Genomic DNA, 25,079 nt, shown 5'->3' with positions numbered 1-25,079 from the left:
GGTTTAGTCATTGACCGGTAAGGTGTGATTATTACACCGGACACTGATCGATACGTCCAGGAACCTTGAGGAGCGAGACAATGGCTGACAGGCACGAAGAGTTCATGGCCCGCGCGATCGCGCTCTCGGAGAAGACCTCGCTGGTCGACAGCGCCGGCGGCGTGTTCGGCTGCGTGATCGTGCAGGACGGCGAGATCATCGCGGAAGGCGCCAACCGCGTCGTCGCGGAGAACGATCCGACCTGGCACGCCGAGGTCGAGGCGATCCGCAAGGCCTGCACGACGCAGAAGAGCTTCAAGCTCCGCAACGCCACCCTCTACACGAGCGCCGAGCCCTGCCCGATGTGCCTGGCGGCCGCCTACTGGGCCGGCGTCAAGAACATCTACTACGCCGCCCAGGTCGAGGACGCGCTCACGTATGGCGGGTTCGACGACAGCATGATCTACGCCGAGTTCAAGAAGGACGTCGGCGACCGCGCGATCCCGGCCAAGCAGATCATGCGGGCCGAGGCCGTCGAGGTCTGGAAGAAGTACGCCGAGAAGGAAGACCGGGTGCCGTACTGAGCTTGCGACAGGGCTGGGGGGCGTGATCGTGCCCGACCGAAACCATTCCTCGCGCCGGGTGCGGTCATGACCCTCGACAGCCTGAGACGATCCTGCCGCGGTTCCGTGATCGCGGCGGGCGATCCGCAGTTCCGGGAGGCCGCCCACGCGAACCTCTGGAACCGGCTGATCCCGGACCGCGCCCCGGATGTCGTGGTGCGGGTGGCCGACGAGGACGACGTCGTCGCGGCCGTCACCTTCGCGCGGGCGAACGGGCTGAAGGTGGTCGTCCGGGGCGGCGGCCACAATTGGTGCCAGCCGACCCTGCGGTCCGGCGGCCTGCTGATCGATCTCCAGGATCTCACGGGCTTCGTCTCGATCGACGCCGCGCAGCGCAGGGCGGTGATCCGGCCGATCGTCAGCAACCGCGACATCCAGCGGGCGCTCAACCCGCTGGGGCTCGCCTTCCCCACCGGCCATTGCCCGCAGGTCAAGGCGAGCGGCTACTTCCTGGGCGGCGGCATGGCCTGGAACCCCACGGTCTGGGGGCTGGGCGCCGAGAGCCTGGAGGCCATCGAGCTGGTCACCGCGCAGGGCGAACGCATCCGCGCCAGCGAGACCGAGAACCCGGATTTCTTCTGGGCCGCCCGCGGCGCCGGCCCGGGCTTCTTCGGCGTGGTCACGCGGTACCACCTCAAGCTTCACGCGCTGCCGCACGCGATCCACGGCAGCACCCATTACTACCGTCTCGCGGAGGCCCCCGCGGTCGGCCGCTGGCTCGGCGCGATCGCCCGGGACGTGTCGCCCAGCGTCGAGCTCAGCCAGTTCCTCGTCCAGGCGCCGCCGGCGCTGCGCGCGGCGGCCGCCGACGACGACGGCTGGCTGTGCATGGTGACCGGGACGGCGTTCGAGGACACGCCGGAGGCGGCCGGGCGCGCCCTGAGCCCCTGGACCGCGCGCCGGTGGCGCCGCTCGCGGCGGAGCGCGCCGTGCCGCTCACCTTCGAGCAGCTCTTCGACATGTCCGGCGCGCTGTGGCCGGACGGGCTCCGGTCCCGGGTCGAGGCGACGTATTCGAATCACAGCCCCGGGGACCTGATCGAAGCCGTCCTGCCGCTGTTGCCGGCGGCGCCGTCGAGCACGAGCGTGTTCCTGCTCACGATCTTCTGCGGCCCCGATGTCCCGGCCGCGCAGAAGGACATGGCCTGCTCGATGTCCTCGGCGGTCTATGGCGGCCCGTGGACGATGTGGCACGAGGCGGCCGACGACCGGACCAACACGGACTGGCACCGGGCCATGGTCGGGGCTCTGAGGCCGCTCACGGTCGGCTGCTACCTGGGCGAGAGCAACACGATCGAGAATCCCGATAGCGTCGCGCGCGCCTTCACGCCCGAGAAATGGCAGCGGCTCTGCGCCCTGCGCAGCCGGCACGACCCCGAGCGGGTCTTCTTCGACTATTATGACGGGTTCGACGCGGCGCCAGCCGGTTGACGGGCCGCGCGCCTGCACCGTCATGGGCGGGGCAGGGGGCAGAGAGAGGGGACGGGCAGGCACCGGGCGAGGCAGGGCAGGGGCGTGAGACCGGCGAACACCGCCCGCCCGCCCCTGTGAGGCCGTCCCGCCTCGCCCGCCCCGGCGCAGGTCGTGCCGGCCACCCGGACCGATCGTCCGCCCTCCATCCGAGGCCCCCATCCCGGGCCTCCATCCCGAGGCACCGGCCTCCACCCGTCAGGACGATGCTCGAACCCGAGCGGGGCCCGGCCCTTGTCGGATTGCTGACGCAGCCGCGGGAGGGGCGCCCGGCCGGAATGCGGGCCGCCCTCGCCCGGACGGGCCGTTCCGCGCTGATGCGGCCGCGCGGGTCTCCGGCACGACGACACGCGCCGGGCCGCTTCATCCAGGCGGCGGCTTCGCCGCGGCGCCGGTGCCACCGGAGCGGCACACGGTCGGCGGCCTCAGAGGCCCGGCGGGGCCGCGTGGCGCCCAACTCCGTCGGCTCAGAGACCGCCAGATCGAGGACGCGCGTCCCAGGACAGCCAAGGCCAACGACCAAACTGCCAAAACCAACTCGCGAGGCGCGCTCACAAGGCCGGCAGCCGGCACGGTTCAGGGGCCGTCACCGTGATGGTGAGGCCCAGGCTCGGACTGGATCGGCCCCACCCGGAGCAGCCCCGGCAGACCCATCCAGAGTTCGCATAAGATATATTATGGAACTAACAGCGTCAGGACGGTCGGGTGAGGGGGTCTGGCATGCCAGATGGCCGGGCCAGCGGCCGGCTGAGCACGCCTCGATCGCCGGCTCCGTCCTCTCGGCACCGACGGCGGCCGGCCCAGCAGCCAAGAGCGCGGCTGACCGGCGTCGGATCGGCGAGATCCGGGTGAGGGCGGTCCGGGGAACCTGCATGAAGCGCCCTCCCCGCGCCCGCGCCTTGCCCTTGCCCTTGCCTTGCCCTTGCCCTTGCCGCGCCGTCACGCGGCGCGCCCGGCGAGCCGGCTCTGGTCGGCGAAGATCCGGCCGTCCTGGGCGCGGCACTCGATCTGGTCCGACAGCCGGCCCGGCCGGATCCGGATCGCCGCCGGCCGGGCCAGGGCCTCGGCCCGCTCCAGGAAGCCGGCGGCATCCATCGGCGCGTCGCGGCCGCCGCCGAGCCCGCGCCACCACAGCACCGCCTTCTCCCGCTCGTAGCCGCTGCGCCCGGGCCGCAGACGCACCCGCCAATCGGCCGCGGCACCGCCGTCCCGCCAGCCGAGCACGAGATCGAGCCCGTCCGGGGCCGCCTCCAGGGTCAGGTCCGTCACCGGATGCCACGGCGCATCCGCCTCCGGGGCAGGGCCGGCGGGCTCCGAGGCCGGCACGATCCCGGCCGACAGGATCGGCAATTCGTCTTCGGCCGCGGCGTCGTGCAGGGCGGCCGGGTCGGCCTCGTCCTCCGGCTCGGTCCAGCAGGCCTCGCACGTGGAGGCGTTCAGGGCGATCAGGGCGCCGCAGCCGGGGCAGGGTTTTGCACGCAGCCCCCCTGCCCCGCCGAGCACCTGGGCGGCGCTGAGGGCCGTCACGGAATCCACCGGCCCGTGCATCCGCACCAGGCCGGCATAGTCGAGGATCAGCGCGTCGGCCTTGCCGGGGGCGCGGCGCAGCGCCCGGCCGACCTGCTGCACGTAGAGGCCGGTGCTGCGGGTCGGGCGCAGCAGCGCCACGAGGTCGACCTCCGGGGCGTTGAAGCCGGTGCCGAGCACGCCCACCGAGGTCAGGCAGCGGATCTTGCCCGCCCGGAACGCCGCCACGATCCGGTCGCGCTCCCGGCGGGGGGTCTCCCCCGAGACCGTCTCGCAGGAATACCCCTCGGCCCGCACCGCGTCGCGCACGGCGTCCGCGTGGGCGAGGCCGGCGCAGAAGGCGAGCCAGGCCCGGCGCCCGCTCCCGTATTCCGCCAGCTCCGCCACGGCGGCCCGGGTGATCCAGTCGCGGTTGACCGCCGCCTCCAGCTCGGCCGGGATGTAGTCGCCCCCGCGCCGGCCGACCCCGGAGACGTCGAGCTGGGTGAGCGTCGCCTTGGACACGAGCGGCGCCAGGAAGCCCCGGCGGATCAGGTCGCCGGTATCGGCCTCGTAGGCGATCCCGGAAAACAGGCGGCCCTCCCCTGCGTCGAGGCGGCCGGAATCGAGCCGGTAGGGGGTCGCGGTGAAGCCCGCCACCCGCATCCCGGGGGCGAGCGCCTGCAGCCCGGCCAGGAACCGGCCGTAGCGGGTGTGGGCGGCCCGCGGGATCAGGTGCGCCTCGTCGACGATCACGAGGTCGCGCGGGCCCACCGCGTCGAGCCGGTCCGCCACGGACTGGATGCCGCAGACCAGGACCTGCGCGCCGGCCTCCCGGCGCCCGAGCCCGGCGGAGAAGATGCCGGCCGGCGCCTCCGGCCAGTAGCGGGTCAACTCCGAAAAGTTCTGGGCCACGAGCTCGCGGCTGTGGGTGACGATCGCCACCCGGGCGAGGGGGTTTTGTGTGACCGCCTCCCGGGCGAGGGCGGCGATGACCAGGGCCTTGCCGGCCCCGGTGGGCAGCACGACCAGATGGCCGGGCGCCGCCGCGTCGCCCCCTCCCCGCCCCCAGGCGGCCGCGAGCGCGTCGAGGCTGGCGCGCTGGTAGTCCCGCAAGCGCAGCATGGCGGCGGGTCTAGCCGGGTCGGGCGGTCTTGTCCGTGGCGGCGGGGTCACGCAAGGGGGTCGGCGTTCTCGCGGGGCATGTTCGACCCGGGTCCTCCCATCCTCCCCCTCATCCTGAGGCGGCGAAGCGAAGCGGAGATCTCGAAGGAGGGCTCCAGTCAGCCGCGCGATCCCTGGAGGGCTCCTTCGAGGCCGCTGCGCGGCACCTCAGGATGACGGACGGAATTGGGATATTCGCGCGCAGCGCAGCACCGGGGCCGGGGCCGGGGCGCGCAGCCTCTCTCGCTCAGAGACGTCGTAACAAATAAATATCCATGATCCAGCCGTGCCGCGCCCGGGCCTGCGCGCGGACCCGCCGGATCTCGGCGCCGACCGTGCCGAGGCGGCCGGAGACCAGGATCTCGTCCGGGCTGCCGAGATAGGCGCCCCAGTAGATCGTCAACTCCGGGTCGAGGCCGGCGAAGCTTGGATCGCCGTCGAGCATCACCACGACGCTGTCGGCCCCGTCATCCGCCCCTCCGGGCCAGCCCGCCGCGAGGCGACGCCCGGTGGTGATCAGCACCGGGCCGCCGATGGCGTTGAGCGGCACGCCGTGGCGGGCGGCCAGGACCTGAACGCTCGAGAGACCGGGGATCACGGCGCAGCGCAGGGCGAGGCGCCCGCACGCCGCGATGCGGTCGAGGATCCGCAGGGTGCTGTCGTAGAGGGCCGGATCGCCCCAGACCAGGATCGCCCCGATCTGCCCGGATTCGAGCTCCGCCGCGAACGCCGCCTCCAGCCGCTCGGCCCGGGCCGCGTGCCAGGCCTCGACCGTGGCGCCGTAATCGGCCGGGCGGCGCTCCCGGGGCGGGTCCTCGACGGTGACGACCCGGTGGGGTCTTGAGATGTGGGCGGCGCAGATCCGCTTGCGGATCTCCACCAGGTCGGCGGTCTCGGCGCGCTTGTCGAGCACGAACACTGCATCGACATCGGAGAGTGCCCGCACCGCCTGGAGGGTCAGGTGCTCGGGATCGCCCGTGCCGATGCCGATGACCCGGATCTGCCTGTCCTGCATGCTGCGCTGTCCTCCGCCGGGGCGGGGGAGGGCCGGCGTCGGCGTCCCCTACCCGCGCCCGCCCGCTTTGGCGAGGATCGCCCGGGCGATGGTCAGGTCCTGGAGGGCGATGCCGGAGGAATCGAACACCGTGATCGCCTCGGGGTCGGTCCGGGCCCCCCGGCCGCTCCCCAGCACGGCGCCGATCGCCCGCAGTTCCGCCGCCGCGGGGGCGTGCTGGAACTCGCCGATGATGCGCGACTGCTCGGGCAGGTCGCAATAGAGGGCCGCCCGCTCGAGCAGGGCCGGGGGCAGCTCCTGCTTGCCCTTGGCGTCCGCCCCCATGGCGGCGACATGGGTGCCGGGGCGGACCCAATCGGCCTCGAACAGAGGCGCCCGGGCCGGCGTCGCCGTGACGATCACGTCGGCGGCCCGGCAGGCCTCCTGCGCCGAGGCCGCCCGCACCTCGACCGCGGCCCCCTGCCCCCGCAGGCGCTCGGCAAACCCCGCGACCTTGTCGTGATCCCGCGCCACCACCAGCACGGTCCGGATCGGCAGGATCCGGGCCAAGGCCGCGCATTCGAATTCCGCCTGGTTGCCGGCCCCGAACACGGCGAGCACCGCCGAATCCGGCCGGGCCAGGACGCTGGCCGCCACCGCGTCGGCAGCGGCGGTGCGGTAGGCGTTGACGCGGCCGGCCTCGATCACCGTGTCGACCCGGCCGACATCCTGGTCGAACAGCAGGATCACCGAATTGTGCCGCGGCAGGCCCCGGTCCGGGTTGCCCGGCCAGAACGAGCCGACCTTCAGGCCGGCATAGTCGGCGGTCGACCCCGACTTGATCGAGAACCGGTTGGCCGGCTCCGAGCCGTGCCCCAGCACCGCCGGGAACAGGGTGGTGCCGGGCGCGACCGCGGCAATCAGCGCCTCCCGGGCCGCCTCGAACGCCAGGGCGTGATCGACCAGGGCGGCGGATTCCTCTTCCGAGATGAAGCGCATGACGTGAAGACCTCCAAAGTCATGGTTTCAAAATGTCTGCGACCTTTTGCGGGTGCAGGGCAGCGCCCTGCTGTGATGAATCAGGGCTCCGCCCTGCACCCGCCAAAGGGCTCGCCCTTTGGGAACCCGTTACGGCACAGCCCCCGTCACAACGTCATGCCGCGGGCGGTGACCGGCCAGACCGCCTCGACCCGCCCGTCCCGCACGCCGACATACCAGTCGTAGACGTTGACGGTCGGGTCGCAATGGCCCGGAATCAGCTTCAGGCGGTCGTTGAGCTTGAGCACGTTGCCGGGATCGCTGATCACCCCGTGCTCGTCCGAGCACTTGACGTATTCCACGTCGGTCCGGCCGAACACCAGGGGCAAGCCGCTGTCGATGCTCTGGGCCTTCAGGCCGGCGTCGCAGATCGCGACATCGGCCTTGGCCTTGCTCATGATCGACGTGACGATGAACAGGCTGTTCTCGAAGTCGCCGATCGGCTGGCCGCTCGCGTCCTTCACCCGCTGGTAGTCGGCGTCCATGAAGACGTAGGAGCCGCATTGCAGCTCGTTGTAGACGCCGCTGCCGCCCTCCAGGGCGAAGCTGCCGGTGCCCGCCCCCGCCACGATGTCGCAGGCGAGCCCCTCGGCCTTCAGCAGGTCGACGGTGCGCTTCGTGTCGTCGATCGCCGTCTGGATCAGGGCCTTGCGCTCGTCGTAGTCGCGCACGTGCTGCGCCCGGCCCTGATAGGCCTGCAGCCCGGCGAAGGTCAGCCCGGGCGCGGCGGCGATTTTCTTCGCGATCGCCACCGCGGGCTCGCCGGGGGCGACGCCGCAGCGGCCGGCGCCGACATCGATCTCTACCAGGGCCTCGAGGGTGACGCCGTATTTCACGGCGGCCGCCGACAGGTCATCGACATTGCCGGGGTCGTCGACGCAGACCAGCACCCGCGCCCACTTCGCGAGGGCGGCCAGGCGCTCGATCTTCTGGGGCGCGACCACTTGGTTCGACACCAGCACGTCGCGGATGCCGGCGCTCACCAGGGCCTCGGCCTCGCTGACCTTCTGGCAGCAGACCCCGCAGGCCCCGCCCCGCTCGATCTGCACGGTCGCGATGTCGGAGGACTTGTGCGTCTTGGCGTGGGCGCGGTGGCGCAGGCCGTTCTCCTTCATGAAGCGTCCGAGCTTGTCGACGTTGCGCTCGAAGGCGTCGAGATCGACCATCAGGCAGGGGGTGTCGATCGCATCCACCGGCATGCCGACGCGGGCGGGAATATTGTTGCGCATGGGTTTTTCCTCCTGGTCGTCGCGTGTTTATGGCGTCGTGGTCACGTCAGCGGCTCACGGGGCGAGACCCAAAAGCTCGGCGATGCGCGGCGTCGCCTTGATGCCGGTGCCGGTGAGCACCGCCACGACGGTCTCGTCGGGCCCGATCGCGCCGCTGGCGGTCAGGTCGGTCAGCGCCGCCGCCGCCATCGCGCAGGTCGGCTCGACGTAGAGGCCGGACCGGGCGAGCTCCATCAGCGCCGCCTCGATCGCCGGCTCGGACACCGCCACGGTGCCGCCGCCGGACCGGCGGAGCGCCGCCAGCACCGCCCGGCCGCGCACCGGCTGGGCGATGGAGGCGCCCTCGGCCAGAGTCGGGCCGGGGTCACCGGCACGAAATCCTCGGCCTCGGCCTGGAAGCCGGCATGCAGGGGCGCGCACCGGGCCGGCTGCACCGCGTAGAGGCGGGGCAGCCGGGCGATGGCGCCCCGGCGCAGCAGCTCCGAGAAGCCGATGTCGCAACCGAGCACGTTGCTGCCCGCTCCGCACGGGATGATCACCGCGTCGGGGGCGGAAAAACCCAGATCCTCCCACAGCTCGTAGGCCAGCGTCTTGGTGCCCTGGAGGAAATGCGCCTGCCAGTTGTGGCTGGCGTAAAAGATCGTGTCGGCCTGCCGGATGGCCGCGTCCGCGGTGTCCTGGCGGGTGCCCGGGATCAGCTCGACCTCGGCGCCGGCGGCGCGCATCTGCACGGTCTTGGCCGGCGAGGTCGAGGCCGGGACCAGGATCTTGGCCCGCATCCCGGCCGCGGCCGCGTAGGTCGCCACCGCGGCGCCGCCGTTGCCGGACGAATCCTCCAGCACCGCGTCGATGCCCTGCTGGCGCAGGATCGACAGCATCACGGAGGCGCCGCGATCCTTGAAGCTGCCCGAGGGGGCGAACCATTCGAGCTTGAAATGGGCGTGCCGCCCCCGCCAGGGCCGGCGCACCAGCGGCGTGCAGCCCTCGCCCAGCGAGACCGGATCCTTGACCGCCACCGGCAGCGCCGCACCGTACCGCCAGAGCGAGCGCTGGCCGGTGTCGATCTGCCCCCGGTCGATCCCGGGCAGCGGCGAGATCATCAGCGGACCGCCCGAATCGCCGCGCCAGCGCGGGACCTCGATCGGATAGGAGGCCCCGGTGGCGGGGTCGATATAGGCAGGCGGCATATCGGGAGCAGGCATGCGCATCACGGCTCGGGGATCCGGGGCGGCTCTGGTAGTGTATACATAATAATCCGGCTTGGCACGTCGGCCGTGGGACGTCCGGGATCCTGACGGGTGCGGCGCGGAGCCCCCACCCCCATCGGGGCTCCGCACTGATCACCCGCCAGAGGGCTGGCCCTTTGGGAGCCCCGGACCTCGACGCCGCATCAGGCGGCGAGCGGCAGGCCCGCGGCCTCCGGAGCGTGCTCGGCGGCCACGGCCTCGGCGACGAGTTCGGCGGTGGCGCCCGAGAGGGTCCAGCCGAGATGGCCGTGGCCGGTGTTGTAGAACACGCCGGGCCGGCGGCCGCGCCCGACCTTGGGCAGCATGTTCGGCAGCATCGGCCGCAGGCCGCTCCAGGCCACCACCCGGTCGGTGTCGACCAGCGGGAACTGCTCCCGGGTCCAGTCGATCAGCGGCTGCACCCGGTCGTGCCGGATGTCGCGGTTGAAGCCGTTGAACTCGGCGGTGCCGGCGACCCGCAGGCGCTCGTCGCCGAGCCGGCTGGTGACGATCTTGGCCGCCTCGTCGAGGATGCTGACCTCCGGGGCCGCAGCTTGCGCCTCCGGGGTCAGCAGGTTCACGGTGATCGAGTAGCCCTTCACCGGGTAGACGTTGACCCGGTCGCCGAGCATCGCGGCGAAGCGCCGGCTGGCGCAGCCCGCGCAGATCACCACCGCGTCGGCGCGCAGGGCCTGCGGGGCGCCGGCCGGGCGGTCCGCCAGCTGATCGGTTCTGCGCCAGCCGATGGCGTAGCCCCCCGCCCCGGCCGCGATCGTCTCGACGCTGGCGTCGTGGACGAAGCGGACGCCCCTGCGGGCGCAGGCGGCCGCCAGGCCCCGGGTGAACTTGTGGATGTCGCCGGTGGCGTCCGAGGGCGTGAAGAAGCCGCCCGCGTAGGATCCGGCGAGCGTCGGCTCGATCGCCCGCATCTCCTCCGGGGTCACGGCGTCGCGCTCGAGCCCGCCCTCCCGCAGCAGGGCGTTGACGGCGTGCGCCTTCTCGAAGCTCGCCCGGTCCCGGTAGAAATGCAGGATGCCGCGGGTTTTGAGGTCGAAGTCGATGCCCTCGGCCTCGGCCATGGCGAACAGGGCGGTGCGCGCCTTGAGCGCCAGCCGCACGGTCTCCACGGTGTTCTGCCGGTAATGGGCGATCTCGCGCATGAACTCCGCCATCCAGGACAGCTTGTGCCAGGACGGGGCCGGGTTCATCAGCAGCGGCGCGTCGCGGCGCATCATCCACTGGACGCCATGGAGCACGGTGGAGAGCTTGTTCCAGACCTCGGCGTTGCAGGCCGAGAGCTGGCCGCCGTTGGCGAAGGAGGTCTCCATGGCGGCGTAGCGCTGCCGGTCGAGGACGGTGACGTCGTAGCCGCGCCGGGCGAGCGCGTAGGCGGTGGTCACGCCGGTGATGCCGGCGCCGATGATGGCGATGTGGGTCATGATGGGGTCTCCGGGACGTGCGGACGCGATGAGGCCTTCCCTCGCGGGTCGGCCGGTTTTCGCGCCCCATCTGTCCCGGTGCCTGAGAGTTTGATCCGGCCGGCCCTGGCGAGGCTGGCGCGGACGTCCCCTTCGGCGGGTGCCCACGGACCGAAACGATCCGCTGCACCGCTCTCCAGATCGCCCTGACGACACGGTTCCGGTGCCTGAGAGTTTCCGGGGCGGTTGCTCCGTCGGCGCCGGGCCCCCCTCTGGTGGGTGAATCCCGGTCTCTCCCGCATCGTCGCGATGGGCTGAGGATTCGTTACCCCGATTCGCCGGCCCGGGTGAAGGCCGGCGCAATCGCCCGGACGGACAGCGCGGCCGCGCTGTCACCCGGCGGGAGCGAACCCGGCGCTGGCCGGTTGACCGCTCGAAACGTGGGGAGACGCCCGATGCTGACCAGGACCGCGATCTACGAGGGCACGGTGCGCGACGGCCAGGACGATGCGTTCTTCCGCCGGGTCCGGGACGAGCTGGAGCCGTTCTGGCGGCGCTTCCCGGGGGTCACAGCGGTGCGGGTGCAGCGCCTGGTCTCCAAGGATGCCGACGCGCGGCCGATCGCCATGATCCTGGAGATGGATTTTCCCGATCAGGCGGCGCTCGACGCCTGCCTGGCCTCGTCGATCCGGCCGGAATCCCACGCCGCCACCGAGGCGGTGATGCAGATGTTCGACGGCCGGTTCTATCACCTCGTGAGCGAGGCCCGCAGCCTCGACGTGGCGGGATAGGGCGCGCGACGGCCGGGTCCGGGGTGCCCCGCGGCAGCGCGGGGGCACCCCGGTCGCGGGCCGCTCAGCCCGGATCGCGCGTGAAGGCGTCGAAGGCCCGGGCGCTGTAGACCAACGCCGCGCCGGCATTCAGCGCGACGGCGACGCCCAGCGCCTCGACCATCTCCTCCTGGGTCGCGCCGGCCTTCCGGGCGGCGTCGGTGTGGAAGGCGATGCAGCCGTCGCACCGGGTCGTCACCGCCACCGCGAGGGCGATGAGCTCCCGGGTCTTGGCGTCGAGCTGCGGCACCTTCGGCTGGGCCGAGGCCAGCTTATCGTGGGCGTGCAGCAGGTCCGGGCTGATCTGGCCTATCTGACCCAGCGTGGCCATCAGCTCGCCCCGGTAGCCGTTCCAATTCTCCATCTCGGCGTTCCTCCGAACGCGGCTCTCTCGGGAGCCGTTGCCGCGGCGGCACCGCCCGTGCCACCTACCAACTAGTAGGTATTCAAGAAACACCGGGATGGCAATCCGCGTCCCTGCCCTCGGCAAACCCGGAAGCGCGGCAAACCCGGAAGCGCGGAAAACCTGGCAGCTCAGCTTGGATGGGGGTCCCCGCGTGCATTTTCCTCACGCGACGCGCGCGCTTTTCAGGGATTGTCCGGCCCGGATCCCGGGGCTACCCCCGGCGCGACGGCGAGGGCGGTCGCCGGAGGCAGGCGCCCGGCCGGACCGGGCCCGGCGGCGATCGGAACAGGACAGGCGCCATGACCGACCAAGTCACCAGCCGGGCCGCCATCCGGTCCGGCCAGTGCCATTGCGGCACGGTGCGCTTCCGGGCGACCCTCGGCGACGGCTTCGATTCGATCCGCCGCTGCACCTGCTCCTACTGCCGGATGCGCGGCGCCGTCGTCGCCATGGCGGAGGCCGGCGGGGTCGAGATCCTGGCGGGCGCGGAGGCTCTGACCCGCTACCGCTTCCACACCGGGACGGCGGAGCACTTCTTCTGCTCCCGCTGCGGGATCTACACCCACCACCAGCGGCGCTCGAACCAAAACCTCTACGCCGTGAACGTGGCCTGCCTCGACGGGGTCAGCCCGTTCGACTTCCCCGCGGTGCCGGTCTTGGACGGGGTCAACCACACCAGCGACACCGGCCAGCCGACCCGCCGGGCCGGCACGCTGCGGTTCATCCCGGCGGCGTAAAGGGCTCCCGCGCGGCCGGCAGCCCGGCCGCGCGGGCGTCGATCGCCAGCCACAGCGGCAATTCCGCGAGGCCGAGCCCGGCCCAGGCGGCGGCCGCGCAGGATCCCGATGCAGTCATGCGCCGCCAGCGCGCCGAAATCCTCCGGAGGCCCCTGCCCTGCCCCCTGGCCCTTGCCCTGGCCCTAGCTCTGGCCCTGGCTCTGGCCCCCTGGCCCTGGCGGCACGCTCCGGGGCAGCCCGCGCGCTCCCCGGAAGGCCGGCTCGCGGCCTCGGTTGAGCCGAAACGGCTCGAGACGAGAATGAGATCTGTAATTAAAAAAATAGATCGAATTTAAACCATGCTTTCAAGCATAACGATCGGCAAATAGAGATTAAAACATACATCAATGCCTTTTTTCCGGGCCTCACCCAAGAGGGGAGACCCTTATCGAAGACAGGCGGCACGATGGCACGATGGATCCCCGGGGCGGCGGTGTTCGGCCTGCTGTGCCTGATGATCATCCCGGCCCCCGGGATCTGGGGCGTCGTGATCGGCGCCGTCTGCGTGCTCGCGATCATCGGCAGCCTGTCCCTGCTCCTGCTGGACCGGCTCGCCACCGGCATCCTCGTCTGGCGGGCGCACCGGCAGTCCAAGCGCCAGGGCCGGGTGCGGGGCCGGGTGCGGGGCCGGGTGGTGCATGCCGGCTCCGGGATGTCCCGGAAGGTCTGACGGGGCTGGATTCCGGCGGGCAGCGATGCGAGGTCTGCGTGGCATGACCAGATGCGTCGCCACGAACCGGGACGGTCCGATGAAGCTCCTCTACTCCCCCGCCTCCCCGTATGCCCGCAAGGTGCTGGTGCTGGCCCACGAGACCGGGCTGATCGACAGGATCGCCGTCACCGTCGCCGGAGCCTCCCCGACCGGCCCCTCCCCCGAGGTCGCCGCCCACAACCCGCTCGGCAAGATCCCGGCCCTCGTCCTGGAGGACGGCACCGTCCTCTACGACAGCCGGGTGATCTGCGAGTATCTCGACGGCCTGTCGGCCGGTCCGCGCCTGTTCCCCGAGGGTCCGGCGCGCTGGGACGCGCTCACCCGGCAGGCGCTCGCCGACGGCCTGCTCGATGCCGCCCTGCTCACCCGCTACGAGCGGGTCCTACGCCCGGAGGCGCAGCGCTGGGCGGCCTGGGAGGCCGGGCAGGTGGCCAAGATCACGGCCGCGCTGGACCGGTTCGAGACCCTGGTCGCCGACATGCCGGCGCTCGATATCGGCACGGTCGCACTGGCCTGCGCGGTCGGCTACCTCGACCTGCGCTTCCCCGACCTCGCCTGGCGCGACGGCCGCCCCGCCACCGCCGCCTGGTACGCGGTGTTCGAGGGCCGGCCCTCGATGGTCGCCACCGTACCGCAGGGCTGACGTCTCGGGGCTGCGCGCCCCAGTACCCCGCCAAAGGGCCATGGGTCCTTTGGGATCCCGGATCTTATGGCCGGGCCTGGACCGCGTAGGGGTGCGACGAGGCGAGCGGGTCGGCGAAGAAATCCTGGACCGTCCCGGCGCCCGTCCCGAAGGTGATCAGCAAAAAACCTCCGGCCAGCGCAAAATTCTTCAAGAAGTCCCAGAACAACGCGCGGCCCTCGCCGCCTGCCCAGAAGTCGCCGGGCGCCCAGAACTGTTTCCACAGCAGCGCGGTGACGCCGCAATAGCCGGCGAGCACGAAGGCCGCCGCCCGGTCGGCGGTGCCGGTCAGGACGCACAGCGACATCCCGATCTCGACGCAGAGCCCGATCAGGATCAGCAGGGTCGCCGGCCCGGTGGCATGCACCGCCTGCCGGGCCTGGCCGACCGCGCCCTTGAAGTTGAGAATCTTGTCGAGGGCGCTGAACGGCAGGAACAGCAGCACCAGGAGCAGGCGGACGCCGAACGCGATCGCGACGCTGAGGCTGGCCATGCGCTTCTCGCCGATTCCCGATCCGGCCTCGCGGCCCGCCGCCCATCCAAACCGCGAGCGGCGCAAAGGTTTCTCGTTCGTGGCGGGCGTTTCTTCGCAGGATGCCACGCGGGGTGGCCGGACCGCCGCAGACGTCGTGGACCCTTCGTAGACGACGCGCGTCGAAGGCCGCGCCAGACGTCGAAGCCTCTCAGACCCGGCAGTCCCGGATCAGCCGCCGGACGAAGTCCGCGCAGGCCGCGAGCTCGTCCCGGGTCACGTATTCGTCGGCCTTGTGGGCCCGGCCGATCGATCCCGGGCCGATCACCACCGCCGGCACGCCGCCCAGCCGCTCGAACAGCCCGCCCTCCGTGCCGTAGGAGACCTTGCCGTGCCCGTTGCGCCCGGCCAGCCGCTTGGCGCGCGTCACGATCTCCGCCTCCGGGTCGGTGTCGAGGCCGGGATAGTCGATCAGCGGCTCGACATCGACGCCGCAGGCCGGGTCCGTCTCCCGCATCAGCGGCGCCAGGGTGTCGGTGGCGTAGGCGATCGCGGCCGCCGCCAGCGCCCCGGCATCGTCGGCCCCGATCGCCCGGTACTCGAACTCCACGCTGCAGCTGTCGGGCACGATGTTGAGCGCCGAGCCACCCCGGACCACGCTCGACAGGCCGGTGGTGTGGGGCACGTCGTAGAGCGGATCGCGGGCGCCGTCCCGGGCGATCGCCTCCGCGGACAGCCGGACATGCTCGATGAAGCGAGCGGCGTATTCCACCGCGTTGACGCCCGCCGGCGCCAGGGCCGAGTGGCTGGCCTTGCCCCGAAAGGTGAGGCGGGAGGCGGACTTGCCCTTGTGCCCGACCACCACGTCCATGCCGGTGGGCTCGCCGACGAAGCAGCCCAGCGGGCGCGGTCCCCGCTCCAGCATCCGGGCGATCAGCGGGCGCACCCCGAGGCAGCCGACCTCCTCGTCGTACGAGATCGCGAGGTGGAGCGGGGTCGCGAGCTCCGCCGCCGCCATCTCGGGCAGCAGCGCGAGGCAGACCGCGAGAAACCCCTTCATGTCGGAGGTACCGCGCCCGTAGAGTCGGCCCGCCTCCTCCCGCAGGACGAACGGGTCCGACGACCAGGGCTGGCCCTCGACCGGCACCACGTCGCTGTGGCCGGAGAGCACGTAGCCCGGTCGCGTCTCGAACGGGCCGACGCTCACGAGCAGGGCCGCCTTCGCCCCGGTGGCGTTGGGCACGCGCGCGACCGCGGCGCCGTGGTGGCGGCAATAGCCTTCCGCCCAGTCGATCAGCGGCAGGTTCGAGCGGGCGCTCACCGTGTCGAAGGCCACGAGGGTCTTGAGCAGCGCGACCGGATCCTGCGCGGGGGCGTTCTGGGCGGGGATCGGCATCGGGCGGCTCGCATCGTCTCGGGTGAGGGCATCCTAAAGGGTTTTCGCGGATTCCGGACCCGCGAAAACCGCCCTGCCCCCGGGATCGTCCCGGAACCGGAGGCCCGGAGCGGCGTAGGCGGCGGAGACAGCGCCGTCGCGCTCCGCACAGCCCGAGCTCCACACCATGCGCCCCGCGCCCGCCCCGATCCGCGCGGCCCTGCTGCCGGCGGCGCTGCTTCTGACGATCACCCGGCCGAGGCCCGCCCGCGGCCGAGGGAACCGCACCACCGGGCGGCGTCCGATCTGCGGGCGGCGTCCGACATGGACATGACGCTGGCCCGCATGGCCGCGCGCGACCGGCTCCGGGGCTGGCGGGTCTGGCAGCAACCGCGCCCCCGGGGCGTGCCCTGCCCCGGCCAGCCGGGAGCGGGTCGCGGCCCCACCGTTCACCGGCTGGGGCTACGGCGATACGATCCCGGGGGCCGGGCCCGGTTTCTAGAACCAATCCTGGCTTCGACGCGCGCTGACGCCGAACCGCCGCCCCCGCCCCTCCACGGGGTGCCGCCGAGAAGACCGCTTGCGAGGATCCGCGATGCCCGCCATCACCCGCCCCGCCGCCCGGCTCACCCACGCGGCGGCCCTCATCGCGCTCCAGGCGGCCGTCGCCCACGCGGGAGGCGATCGGGGTGCCGGAGGTCGTCGCCGTGGTCGATGCCGACGGCAACCTGCTCGCCTTCCTGCGCATGGACGGCGCCAAGCTGCTGTCCGGGAGAGCGCGCTGGCCAAGGCGGTCACCGCCGCCTCGAACGGTGCACCCACCGGCGGGCTCGCCGCCGACCTCGCCGTGACGGTCGGCCTCGCCACCGGCGGGCGGCTGACCAACCTGCCCGGCGGCCTGCCGATCGTGATCGACGGCGCCTGCCTGGGCGGCATCGGGGGGTCGGGTCCGGCGCCAGCGACCAGGACGTGGCGGTGGCCCGCGCCGCCCTGCGGGCGATCGGCGCGCAGGATCACGGCACCGCTCCCGGCACTACTCCCTGAACCCGGCCTCGACCCGGGTCGGGCGGGCTGGCATGGTGTGGCAGGAGGTTGGGAGACAACCCACGATGGCTCTGACGTTCCGCCTGGACGATCCGACCCAAGCCGACCCGCGCCGCCGCTGGGCCGAGCTCGACCGGGACGCGCGCAGCGCCTGCTACGACAACACCCGCGCGGTCGCCGACAGCGCCGCCCAGGTGGCCGCCCGCGACGCCGCCTCGGCCGCCTACCGGGCCAGGCATCCGGCCGGCCTCGACATCCCGTACGGAACCGGCCCCCGCAACGCCCTCGACCTCTACCCGGCCCGCGACGCCTCGGCGCCCGGCCTGGTCTTCCTCCACGGCGGCTACTGGCAGCGGGGTGCCCGCGAGCTGTTCGCCTGCTTCGCCGAGGGGCCGAACGCCGCCGGCTGGTCGGTGGCGATGGTCGGCTATACCCTCGCCCCGGAGGCGAGCCTGACCCGGATCGCGGCCGAGATCGGCGCGGCGCTGGACTGGATCGGCGCGCACGGCCCCGCGCATGGGATCGGCGGCCCCCTGGTCCTGGCGGGCTGGTCGGCGGGCGGGCTGCTGACCGCACTCCAGCTCGGTCATCCGGCGATCGCCGCGGGGCTCGCGATCTCGGGGGTCTACGACCTCGCGCCGATCCGCCAGACCACCCTCGACGACAAGCTCAACCTCACGGAGGCGGAAGTCGAGGCGTTATCGCCCCTGCGCCGTCCGGTGGTGGGCAAGCCGCTCTGCCTCGCCTACGGGAGCCGCGAACTGCCGGCCCTGATCCACGACGCCCGCAACCTGCACGCCCTGCGGGCCGCGGCCCACGCGCCGGGTCCCCTGCTGCCGGTGCCGGGCGCCGAGCATTTCTCGGTTCTGGGCGAGCTGCGCCGGCCGGACGGGATCCTGGTGCGGGCCGCGCACGCGCTGCTCGGGGGCTGAGGCTCGGCGACGGGGCGTCGCGTGCGGTCGCGTGCGGTCGCGTGCGGTCGCGTGCGGTCGCGAACGAAAGGCTGCGGTGCACGGATGCATCGCCGCAACATGCAGTTGCACGAACCGCGGCTCAGGTCGCGATACGGTCTTGCTGAGCCCTCCCGCGCGTGCTGAGACGGGCGGGCAGGGACGCGACCCGCCTCGACCCGAGGGGACCGACCGGGCCGGGGGAAGCGGATGCGAGCGGTCGCCCGGTCGGGCCCTGCAGCGGCGTCGGGATCGCAAGCCAGTCCCGGAGGCTTGGCCGATTCCGGCCGCCGGACACCCAAGGTGCCGCGGCTGCGTCTCGCGCTGGCCCTGGGCTTCGGGACGCTCGGGTTCCTCGCCGCCCTGGCGCTGGCCATCCTGGTGAGCCGCGAGGCGACGCGCCGGCTGGAGGCCGAGGTCGGCGGCCAGCTCGCCGAGATCGCCGGACAGATGGCGCGCAGCCTCGATCTCGGCATGTTCGAGCGCTGGCGCGACATCCAGATCGCGGCCACCTCAGACAGCCTGCGCGATCCCGGGGCCGGGACCGACGCCAAGCGCGCCGTGATGCGGCGCCTCCAGGAGACCTACCCGGCCTACTCGATCATCGGGCTGATCGACCCGGACGGGCGGGTCGCAGTCACCAGCATCGGCGCGCTGGAGGGGGCGGACGTCTCCGGCCGCACCTATTTCCAGGCGGCCCGCGAGCGGCCGTTCGTGGGGGACGTGCACCCGGCCAAGCTTCTGCAGGCCGTGCTGGCGCCGGCGGTTCACGGGCCGGCCATCCACGAGCCGCCATTCCACGAGCCTCTTCGCCTCCTCGACCTCGCCGCCCCGGTCAGGGACCCGGACGGGCGCCTCCTCGGGGTGCTGGCCGCGCATCTCGACTGGGTCTGGGCGCGCGATATGGCGCGCAGTCTCGAAGGCTCGCTCCGGAGCCATCGCGGCGGCGCCGAGATCCTGATCCTGTCCCACGACGGCACCGTGCTGCTCGGACCGCCGCCCCTCCAGGGCAACCGCCTGCCCGAGACCGTGCTGTCCGGCGGGCGCGCCCTCGACCCGCAGGGCACGAGCCGGGTCGGACCCTGGCCCGACGCCGCCGCCGGGTATCTCAGCGCGAGCGCGCGCACGAACGGCGAGCGCGATTATCCCGGCCTCGGCTGGCGGGTCGTGGATGGCCGGCCCGTGAACCGCCGGCGCCAGCACGGCCTGCAGGTGGCGGCCCTGCGCTGGAACATCCTGGCCGCGGGCAGCGCCGTGGCCCTCGCCGCGGCCGTCCTCGCGTGGCTGCTCGCCGGCCTGATCGCCCGGCCGCTGCGGGATCTGGCCGCGGCCGCCGGGGCGCTGGGCCGCGACGGGCCCCTGCCGCCGCTGCCCCGGGCGATCGTGCGCGAGGGCGCGATGATCGCGGACGCCCTCACCGGGGCGGCGGACGAGCTCGCCCGGCGCGGGAGGCCCAGCGCCTCCTGATCGACGAGTTGAACCACCGGGTGAAGAACACCCTGGCCACCGTGCAGTCGATGGCGGCGCAGAGCCTGAAGGATCTCGGCGACGGGGCGGCGGCGGGGCGCGAGGCCTTCGAGGCCCGGCTGCTCAGCCTGTCCCGCGCCCACGACGTCCTGACCCGCGAGAGCTGGCTGAGCGCCGACCTGCGCGGGATCGCCGGCCAGGCCCTGCGTCCCTTCCAGGGGCCCGAGGCAGGGCGCATCGCCCTGGCCGGACCGGACCTGCGGCTGCCGCCCGAGATGGCGCTCGCGCTCACGATGATCCTGCACGAGGTGTGCACCAACGCGGTCAAGTACGGCGCCCTCTCGGTCCCGGCCGGGCGGGCGTCCTTGGGTTGGACCCTGGAGGCCGGCCCCGGCGGCCGGACCCTGCGGATCGCCTGGCGCGAGCGCGGGGCCCGCCGGTCGCCGCCCCGTCGCGGCGCGGCTTCGGCACCCGCCTGCTGGAGCGCGGCCTCGCCGGCCGCGACAGCGCCGCCCTGGCGTACGAGCCGGACGGCCTCGTCTACACCGCGACGGCGCCGCTGCCCGCCGGATTCCGGCCGGAATCCGGGTCCCCGCGGGATGACGACGGACCGGCCGTCGATATCCGGCACGGCGCGGGCTGATCCGGTCCCGCCGGGGCGCGCCCGCTCCCCACCTCCGGCCGTCGATCGCGGCCGACCTGCCGGGTTGCCACCGGTCCGATGGAGCGGTCGGTGCCGTTTAATCCATGGCCTCGACGACGCTTTATCGACGCCGTGCGATCCCGCACCAAGTATATCGCTGAAACGGATTAAATTTTACATTGATAGACTGTGCTCAACCGCACATCTACTTTGTTCGACTGCGGCTATGTTCGAGGCATCGGCTCAGGACGCGGTGTCCCGGCCAGCACGACGAGCACAGGCGGAGCCTCCCATGACGCGGAACCGAACACAGCGTTTCCTGGCCCTCGGCCTCCTGGCCGGTGCCCTTGCGCTGCCGATGGCGGCCCAGGCCGGCGAGGGCGGCAGCGGCAGCCGGCAGGTCGCCGGCGGCGGCCACATGAGTTCCTATGTCAGCGATCCGTCCCACGATCCGCGTTCGCTGCATTCGCAGCGCCTGGGCAGCGGCCAGCTCCTCGGCGCCCCGATGATGCATGACCGGGGCACCGCCACGGTCTCACGTGGCAGCGTGGTCGATCCGCACTGGGCGTCCGGCCATGTGGAACGCCGCACCCGGCGCTGAGCAGGCCCCCGGGCCGCCCGGACCCCGGTCGGGCGGCCACCTTGCGATCTCCCCGTATCCGATCGGACGCCGCGCCGGGACGGTGCAGCGCCCAAGCTCCCGGGCGCCGATCCCTGTCCGAACCTCGTCCCGGCCCGATCTCCCAGACCCGATCTCTTAGACCCGATCTCCCAGCCCGCCCCAGCCGCAGAGTTCCCGCACGTGAACAGCATCATCCAGGGCATCGCCTGCTTCCAGGGCAGCGTCTTCCCCGGCCAGCGCCAGATGTACCAGCAGCTCGTGCGCGACGGTCAGCACCCGAGCGCGCTGATCATCGCCTGCGCGGATTCCCGGGTCTCGCCCGAGCACATCACCCAGGCGGGGCCGGGCGACTTGTTCGTCTGCCGCAACGCCGGCAACATCGTGCCCCCGGCCTCCGACGTGATCGGCGGCGTCTCCTCGGCGATCGAGTACGCCGTGGTCGCCCTGGGGGTGCGCGACATCGTGATCTGCGGCCATTCCGATTGCGGCGCCATGAGCGGCCTGATGAGGCCGGAGCTCCTGAAGAAGATGCCCAGCGTCGCGGCCTGGCTGCGCCACGCCGAAGCGGCCGAGCGCATCGTCTGCGAGGCCTATCCCGAGGGCATGGACCCGCAGGAGCGTCACCGGGCGCTCGCCCTGGAGAACGTGGTGGTGCAGCTCGCCAACCTGCGCACCCATCCGAGCGTCGCCGCCGGCCTGGCCAAGGGCCGCTTGCGCCTGCACGGCTGGTTCTTCGAGATCGAATCCGGCGCGCTGCTGGCCTATGACGGCACCACCGGGCGGTTCCGGCCGATCGCGGAGGCGGACATGCCGGTGGCCCAGGCTCCCGCTTCGGCCTCCGCCCTGGCCGGCGACCGGGTGCAGGCGGCGTGAGCGGCGTGTCGCTCGCCGGCCTGCGCGACCGGCTCGGGCCGGGCAGCGCGGTCCGGACCAGCCTGGCGCGCGACCTGCCCGCCTCGTTCGTGGTGTTCCTGGTGGCGCTGCCCCTGTGCATGGGCATCGCCATCGCGTCCGGGGTGCCGCCCGAGCGCGGCCTGATCACCGGTCTCGTCGGCGGCATCGCAGTCGGGCTGATCGCCGGCTCGCCGCTCCAGGTCAGCGGGCCGGCGGCGGGGCTCGCCGTGATCGTCTACGGGTTCGTGCAGGCGCACGGGCTCGATGCCCTGGGCCCCGTCCTGGTGGTGGCCGGCCTGGTCCAGCTCGCCGCCGGCGCCCTGCGGATCGGCGGCTGGTTCCGGGCGATCTCGCCGGCCGTGGTGCACGGCATGCTGGCCGGCATCGGCATCCTGATCGTGCTCGCCCAGGTCCACGTCCTGACCGACGCCATGCCCCAGGCGAGCGGCCTCGACAACCTCGTGGCGATCCCGGCCGCGTTCTTCGACTTCGTCACCGGGGCCGGCGACCGTCCCGGCGCGGTGCTGGTCGGGGGCGCGACCATCGCGGCGATGATCGCCTGGGAGCGGCTGCGCCCGAAGCGGCTCCGGCTGCTGCCGGGGGCGCTGATCGGGGTGCTGGCGGGCAGCCTGGTGGCCGGGCTCGGCGGCCTCGCGGTCAAGCGCGTCGTGGTGCCGGACGCGATCTTCTCCGGCCTCGCCCTGCCGAATCCGGAGGCCTGGGCGCGGCTTGCCGAGGCCGAGATCGTCATGATGGCACTGGTCATCGCGGTCATCGCCAGCGCCGAAAGCCTGCTCTCGGCCGCCGCCGTCGACCGCATGCATCACGGCCCCCGGACCCGGTTCGACCGGGAACTGGGCGCGCAGGGCATCGGCAACCTGATCTGCGGGCTCCTGGGCGCCCTGCCGATGACCGGGGTGATCGTGCGCTCCTCCGCCAACGTGCAGGCCGGGGCGGTCACCCGGGCCGCCACGGTGATGCACGGGCTCTGGATCCTGGCCTTCCTGGTCGCCCTGCCCTGGCTGCTGGCGCTGGTGCCCACCGCGAGCCTCGCCGGCATCCTGGTGGTCACCGGCTGGCGGCTGGCGAGCCCGGTCCACGGCCTGCACCTGCGGGCCCGCTACGGCTGGACCACCGCGGCGATCTGGTTCGCCACGATGGCAACCGTGGTGGCGGTGGACCTGCTGAGCGGGGTGCTCACCGGGCTGGCCTTGAGCCTCGCGCAGACCCTGCCGAGCCTGCGCAAGGGGCGGCTGAGGATCGAGCACGCCGCGGCCACGGAGGTCCCGGGGGTGCCGGAGCTGCGGCTGTCCGGGGCGGCGACCTTCCTGCAGCTGCCGACCCTGACGGCGGCGCTGGAGCGCACCCCCGTGGGCGGCGAGGTCCGCCTCGGCACCGAGGACCTCGCGGCGATCGACCATACCTGCCTGGAGATGATCGGCGACTGGGCGAGCCGGCGCATGGCCGCCGGGACCCGCGTCGCGGTGGTCGGCGGATCGGGCCTCCCGCACGACCGCCTCGCCGCCGCGGTCGCCGCCCCGCGCGCAGTGACCGTGCGGTTCCCGCAAGGCGAGACGCAGCCCCCGCCGCACGGCGCGACGGGGGCTGCGTCTCGGCGTATCGGCGAAGGAATGGCGGCCGACCGGTGATCGCCGGCCGGGTCGATGATTGTGATGGCCCGCACCGGACCTCCGATCCGCGATCTTCGCCTCCGGTTAAGACTGAATCTTCGCGCCCTCTTAAGACGCCATCGCCACACTCGCCCGGCCCACCCGCTGTCCGGGATCCGCCGGACGCGCGTCCTCGGCAGGGAGCGTCGCCGATGTTCAGGTTCCTCGCGGTCCCGGTCGCCTGCCTGGCCCTGGCCGGAGCCGCCGCCGCGCAGGACCAGGCCGTCGTGGCCGGAGCGATGCCGATGCCGGCGAGCCCCGCTCCGGAGGTTCGGCTCCCGGACCCCGGGGCCCGCCTCGACAGCCTCGCGCTCCGTCACCCGGAGCCCGAGGCCGCCCAGACCACGGCCTCCCTGAAGAGCCCGGCCGACCTGCCCCGGGAGGCGCTCGGACCCGCTCCCAGGGCCGCCCCCAGGCCCTGGTGCGCGCAGGAGCGGCGCGTCGGCACAGGGGCCGGATTCTGCCTGATCAACTAGAGCCGTTCCCGATGCGACGCGCTCGCCGCCGCCGAACCGGTATCCCCTTCGGCGGCGCGCGCTCGCGGTCCGGGACCCGGCGGCGTGCTCAGGGGGCAGCGGCGGCCGGGAGCGGATCCGGAAGACCCGCGTCCCCCTGCGGGGCGTCGAGGGACGCGACCAGCAGCACCAGGAATGCCGCCACGATCGCCGCGGCGGCGAGTACCCGCGTGAGGATCTCCGCGTGCCCGCGGGCGGCATGGATCACCGCACAGCCCAGCGCGAAGGCACAGGCCTGAGCGGCCGGTGTCACCAGCGCCATCGTCATCGGGCCGCCTCCCGGAGGGCGGAGCGGGATCGCGCGGCGCTGGGCATCCTTCACGACCTCCAAGCCGGACTTACCGGAGCCGCCGGTCCGGTAAGCCCGGCCCGCACCGGCTCGGGTGCGGGCCGGGACCCTACGCGCGGACGGTGCGACGGCGCCTCCCCCATATGGGTCGAATACCGGCTGCAACCGGGTCCGGCGCGCCGCTCCGAGGGGGCGGTGTCACGCCATCGTGACCGGCCGCGGATCGCTCGATCGGTTGGCGATCCGGGACCGCCGCGGCCTCACGCGTCCGGATCGTAGCCCCGGACGGGCCGCGCCATCCCGGCGCCGGCCTCCAGCCCGGCCAGGGCATAGGTGGCCTCGGCGACCCGGAGCAGGGGACCTCCGGGGCCGGACCGCTTCCACAGGCGGGTGTTGAGGGCCGCCACCGGATCGCGCCCCGGCAGGGTGAAGCCGCGGGCCAGGAGGATCTCCAGGATCTCGCCCGCGTGCAGCGGCCGGCCGGCCGCCAGGATCGCCCCGCAGGCCGCCTCCATTAGCGCCCGGCCGTAGCGGCGGGCGCCGGCGGCATCCTCCGTGAAGGCGATCGCGGGCGGGATTCCGTTCGGCCCGGCTTCCGGCTCCAGGCGCTGCGGCTCCAGGCGCTGCGGCTCCAGGCGCTGCGGCTCCAGGCGCCGCGGCTCCAGGCTCTGCAACGCCCGGCGCTGCGGCACGGCCTGCAGCCCGACCGGACCGGCCTCCGCATCCTCGAGATCGGTCCAGGCCGGGCGGGCAGACGGCTGCGCGATGTCGAGGCCGGTCTCGGCAGCGGCGGCGCGGGCGGCCGGCGCTTGCCGGAGCGGCGGCTGGACGGCGCGATCCGGCCCGTCCCCCGCCCGGATCGGCGACGGCCGGGCCGCCCTGCGCACCGCTCAGGCGCCGGCCGAGTTCCAGGTAGAGGACGAGGTCGGCGATCTCCCGGTCGATCGCCTCGCGCTGCCGCCGCAATGCGGAGAGCCGGGCCTCGATATCCTGTTCCGACAGACCCATCCGATGTTCCCTTCACCCGAACGGAACGTCTAGCTCATTCCGTTCGCAGAGGGAACATTCTTTCCGAACCGCCGCGCC

The 25,079-nt window shown here is 73.1% G+C and carries 27 protein-coding genes, 1 pseudogene and 2 riboswitches; of the genes and pseudogenes, 15 read left to right on the top strand and 13 right to left on the bottom strand.

What is annotated here, in order from left to right:
- The first annotated feature begins 80 nt into the window (after window positions 1-80).
- From FVA80_RS07880 to FVA80_RS31115, 3 genes are all read left to right on the top strand, one after another.
- The gene (locus FVA80_RS07880) at window positions 81-563 is read left to right on the top strand and encodes a nucleoside deaminase (protein WP_147910913.1); all 483 of its coding nucleotides are present in this window, start codon (window positions 81-83) and stop codon (window positions 561-563) included.
- A 66-nt stretch (window positions 564-629) separates the two neighbouring features.
- Window positions 630-1,640, top strand: coding sequence for an FAD-binding oxidoreductase (locus tag FVA80_RS07875; protein WP_246692311.1), 1,011 nt, complete (start codon window positions 630-632; stop codon window positions 1,638-1,640).
- A complete protein-coding gene (locus FVA80_RS31115; protein ID WP_246692505.1) occupies window positions 1,532-2,032 on the top strand; it encodes a hypothetical protein in 501 nt (166 codons plus the stop codon). The genes FVA80_RS07875 and FVA80_RS31115 overlap by 109 nt, the downstream gene beginning before the upstream one ends.
- Before the next feature lie 978 nt (window positions 2,033-3,010).
- On the opposite strand, the gene FVA80_RS07870 is transcribed toward FVA80_RS31115, so the two are convergent.
- The 7 genes from FVA80_RS07870 to FVA80_RS07840 all read right to left on the bottom strand — a co-directional run bounded on the left by FVA80_RS07870 (window position 3,011) and on the right by FVA80_RS07840 (window position 10,667).
- Window positions 3,011-4,702 carry a DEAD/DEAH box helicase gene (locus tag FVA80_RS07870; RefSeq protein WP_147910496.1) on the bottom strand — a complete coding sequence of 564 codons (1,692 nt, stop codon included), beginning with the start codon at window positions 4,700-4,702 and terminating at the stop codon, window positions 3,011-3,013.
- Window positions 4,703-4,988: 286 nt separating this feature from the next.
- On the bottom strand, window positions 4,989-5,756 hold the full coding sequence (cobF, locus tag FVA80_RS07860; protein ID WP_147910497.1) for a precorrin-6A synthase (deacetylating): 768 nt from the start codon (window positions 5,754-5,756) through the stop codon (window positions 4,989-4,991).
- Window positions 5,757-5,804: 48 nt separating this feature from the next.
- On the bottom strand, window positions 5,805-6,734 hold the full coding sequence (locus FVA80_RS07855) for an ornithine cyclodeaminase family protein (RefSeq protein WP_147910498.1): 930 nt from the start codon (window positions 6,732-6,734) through the stop codon (window positions 5,805-5,807).
- A 146-nt stretch (window positions 6,735-6,880) separates the two neighbouring features.
- Entirely contained in the window at window positions 6,881-8,002 is a 1,122-nt protein-coding gene (locus FVA80_RS07850; RefSeq protein WP_147910499.1) for a DSD1 family PLP-dependent enzyme, read from the bottom strand.
- Between the two features lie 54 nt (window positions 8,003-8,056).
- Window positions 8,057-8,323 (bottom strand): pyridoxal-phosphate dependent enzyme, encoded by a 267-nt coding sequence (locus tag FVA80_RS31865; RefSeq protein WP_348644640.1) that lies wholly within the window; start codon window positions 8,321-8,323, stop codon window positions 8,057-8,059.
- Window positions 8,236-9,204: a pyridoxal-phosphate dependent enzyme gene (locus FVA80_RS07845; RefSeq protein ID WP_281408708.1), complete on the bottom strand. Its 969-nt coding sequence runs from the start codon at window positions 9,202-9,204 to the stop codon at window positions 8,236-8,238. The genes FVA80_RS31865 and FVA80_RS07845 overlap by 88 nt, the downstream gene beginning before the upstream one ends.
- 188 nt (window positions 9,205-9,392) lie before the next feature.
- Complete coding sequence (locus FVA80_RS07840) at window positions 9,393-10,667, bottom strand: D-amino acid dehydrogenase (protein ID WP_147910500.1); 1,275 nt, start codon at window positions 10,665-10,667, stop codon at window positions 9,393-9,395.
- A 68-nt stretch (window positions 10,668-10,735) separates the two neighbouring features.
- Window positions 10,736-10,848, bottom strand: a riboswitch (glycine riboswitch).
- A gap of 3 nt (window positions 10,849-10,851) precedes the next feature.
- A riboswitch (glycine riboswitch) is annotated at window positions 10,852-10,955 on the bottom strand.
- A gap of 146 nt (window positions 10,956-11,101) precedes the next feature.
- On the opposite strand from FVA80_RS07840, the gene FVA80_RS07835 reads away from it, so the two are divergent.
- Window positions 11,102-11,437: a hypothetical protein gene (locus FVA80_RS07835; RefSeq protein WP_147910501.1), complete on the top strand. Its 336-nt coding sequence runs from the start codon at window positions 11,102-11,104 to the stop codon at window positions 11,435-11,437.
- A 64-nt stretch (window positions 11,438-11,501) separates the two neighbouring features.
- Here the strand turns inward: FVA80_RS07835 and FVA80_RS07830 are convergent, their stop codons facing one another.
- On the bottom strand, window positions 11,502-11,840 hold the full coding sequence (locus FVA80_RS07830; RefSeq protein ID WP_147910502.1) for a carboxymuconolactone decarboxylase family protein: 339 nt from the start codon (window positions 11,838-11,840) through the stop codon (window positions 11,502-11,504).
- A 341-nt stretch (window positions 11,841-12,181) separates the two neighbouring features.
- Here FVA80_RS07830 and FVA80_RS07825 point away from each other — a divergent pair, with 341 nt between their 5' ends.
- Window positions 12,182-12,619, top strand: coding sequence for a GFA family protein (locus FVA80_RS07825; RefSeq protein WP_147910503.1), 438 nt, complete (start codon window positions 12,182-12,184; stop codon window positions 12,617-12,619).
- Here the strand turns inward: FVA80_RS07825 and FVA80_RS31860 are convergent.
- Complete coding sequence (locus tag FVA80_RS31860) at window positions 12,603-12,737, bottom strand: hypothetical protein (protein ID WP_281407109.1); 135 nt, start codon at window positions 12,735-12,737, stop codon at window positions 12,603-12,605. The two genes, FVA80_RS07825 and FVA80_RS31860, sit on opposite strands and share 17 nt — an antisense overlap.
- Window positions 12,738-13,064: 327 nt before the next feature.
- Here FVA80_RS31860 and FVA80_RS07820 point away from each other — a divergent pair, with 327 nt between their 5' ends.
- The gene (locus FVA80_RS07820) at window positions 13,065-13,328 is read left to right on the top strand and encodes a hypothetical protein (protein ID WP_147910504.1); all 264 of its coding nucleotides are present in this window, start codon (window positions 13,065-13,067) and stop codon (window positions 13,326-13,328) included.
- Window positions 13,329-13,407: 79 nt separating this feature from the next.
- Complete coding sequence (locus FVA80_RS07815) at window positions 13,408-14,013, top strand: glutathione S-transferase (RefSeq protein WP_147957808.1); 606 nt, start codon at window positions 13,408-13,410, stop codon at window positions 14,011-14,013.
- Between the two features lie 64 nt (window positions 14,014-14,077).
- Here FVA80_RS07815 and FVA80_RS07810 read toward each other — a convergent pair whose 3' ends face one another.
- Window positions 14,078-14,545, bottom strand: a complete 468-nt coding sequence (locus FVA80_RS07810; protein WP_147910808.1) for a DoxX family membrane protein — start codon at window positions 14,543-14,545, stop codon at window positions 14,078-14,080.
- A 190-nt stretch (window positions 14,546-14,735) separates the two neighbouring features.
- The gene (gene argE / locus FVA80_RS07805) at window positions 14,736-15,920 is read right to left on the bottom strand and encodes an acetylornithine deacetylase (protein WP_147910809.1); all 1,185 of its coding nucleotides are present in this window, start codon (window positions 15,918-15,920) and stop codon (window positions 14,736-14,738) included.
- Window positions 15,921-16,588: 668 nt separating this feature from the next.
- Here argE and FVA80_RS32145 point away from each other — a divergent pair.
- The 8 genes and pseudogenes from FVA80_RS32145 (at window position 16,589) to FVA80_RS07765 (ending at window position 23,665) form a co-directional block, all read left to right on the top strand.
- Complete coding sequence (locus FVA80_RS32145) at window positions 16,589-16,750, top strand: hypothetical protein (RefSeq protein WP_348644638.1); 162 nt, start codon at window positions 16,589-16,591, stop codon at window positions 16,748-16,750.
- Window positions 16,732-16,791: pseudogene (locus FVA80_RS32140) on the top strand (heme-binding protein); the annotation flags it as partial. The gene FVA80_RS32145 and the pseudogene FVA80_RS32140, both read left to right, overlap by 19 nt.
- A gap of 217 nt (window positions 16,792-17,008) precedes the next feature.
- Window positions 17,009-17,875, top strand: coding sequence for an alpha/beta hydrolase (locus FVA80_RS07790; RefSeq protein WP_147910812.1), 867 nt, complete (start codon window positions 17,009-17,011; stop codon window positions 17,873-17,875).
- 321 nt (window positions 17,876-18,196) lie between these two features.
- On the top strand, window positions 18,197-19,360 hold the full coding sequence (locus FVA80_RS31110) for a hypothetical protein (RefSeq protein WP_246692310.1): 1,164 nt from the start codon (window positions 18,197-18,199) through the stop codon (window positions 19,358-19,360).
- Window positions 19,361-19,380: 20 nt separating this feature from the next.
- On the top strand, window positions 19,381-20,604 hold the full coding sequence (locus FVA80_RS31105; protein ID WP_246692309.1) for a sensor histidine kinase: 1,224 nt from the start codon (window positions 19,381-19,383) through the stop codon (window positions 20,602-20,604).
- 201 nt (window positions 20,605-20,805) lie between these two features.
- The gene (locus tag FVA80_RS07775; protein ID WP_147910803.1) at window positions 20,806-21,498 is read left to right on the top strand and encodes a carbonic anhydrase; all 693 of its coding nucleotides are present in this window, start codon (window positions 20,806-20,808) and stop codon (window positions 21,496-21,498) included.
- Window positions 21,499-21,503: 5 nt separating this feature from the next.
- Complete coding sequence (locus tag FVA80_RS07770) at window positions 21,504-23,168, top strand: SulP family inorganic anion transporter (RefSeq protein WP_147957921.1); 1,665 nt, start codon at window positions 21,504-21,506, stop codon at window positions 23,166-23,168.
- Between the two features lie 173 nt (window positions 23,169-23,341).
- Window positions 23,342-23,665: a hypothetical protein gene (locus tag FVA80_RS07765; protein ID WP_147910804.1), complete on the top strand. Its 324-nt coding sequence runs from the start codon at window positions 23,342-23,344 to the stop codon at window positions 23,663-23,665.
- An 88-nt stretch (window positions 23,666-23,753) separates the two neighbouring features.
- Here FVA80_RS07765 and FVA80_RS07760 read toward each other — a convergent pair whose 3' ends face one another.
- Window positions 23,754-23,972, bottom strand: coding sequence for a hypothetical protein (locus tag FVA80_RS07760; protein WP_147910805.1), 219 nt, complete (start codon window positions 23,970-23,972; stop codon window positions 23,754-23,756).
- 281 nt (window positions 23,973-24,253) lie between these two features.
- The gene (locus tag FVA80_RS30360) at window positions 24,254-24,880 is read right to left on the bottom strand and encodes a hypothetical protein (protein ID WP_187193615.1); all 627 of its coding nucleotides are present in this window, start codon (window positions 24,878-24,880) and stop codon (window positions 24,254-24,256) included.
- Between the last annotated feature and the right edge of the window lie 199 nt (window positions 24,881-25,079).

The sequence above is a fragment of the Methylobacterium sp. WL1 genome (genome assembly GCF_008000895.1).
Lineage (GTDB): Bacteria > Pseudomonadota > Alphaproteobacteria > Rhizobiales > Beijerinckiaceae > Methylobacterium.
Note: the sequence above shows the minus strand (reverse complement) of the source record. Positions and strands in the feature narration are given on the sequence as shown.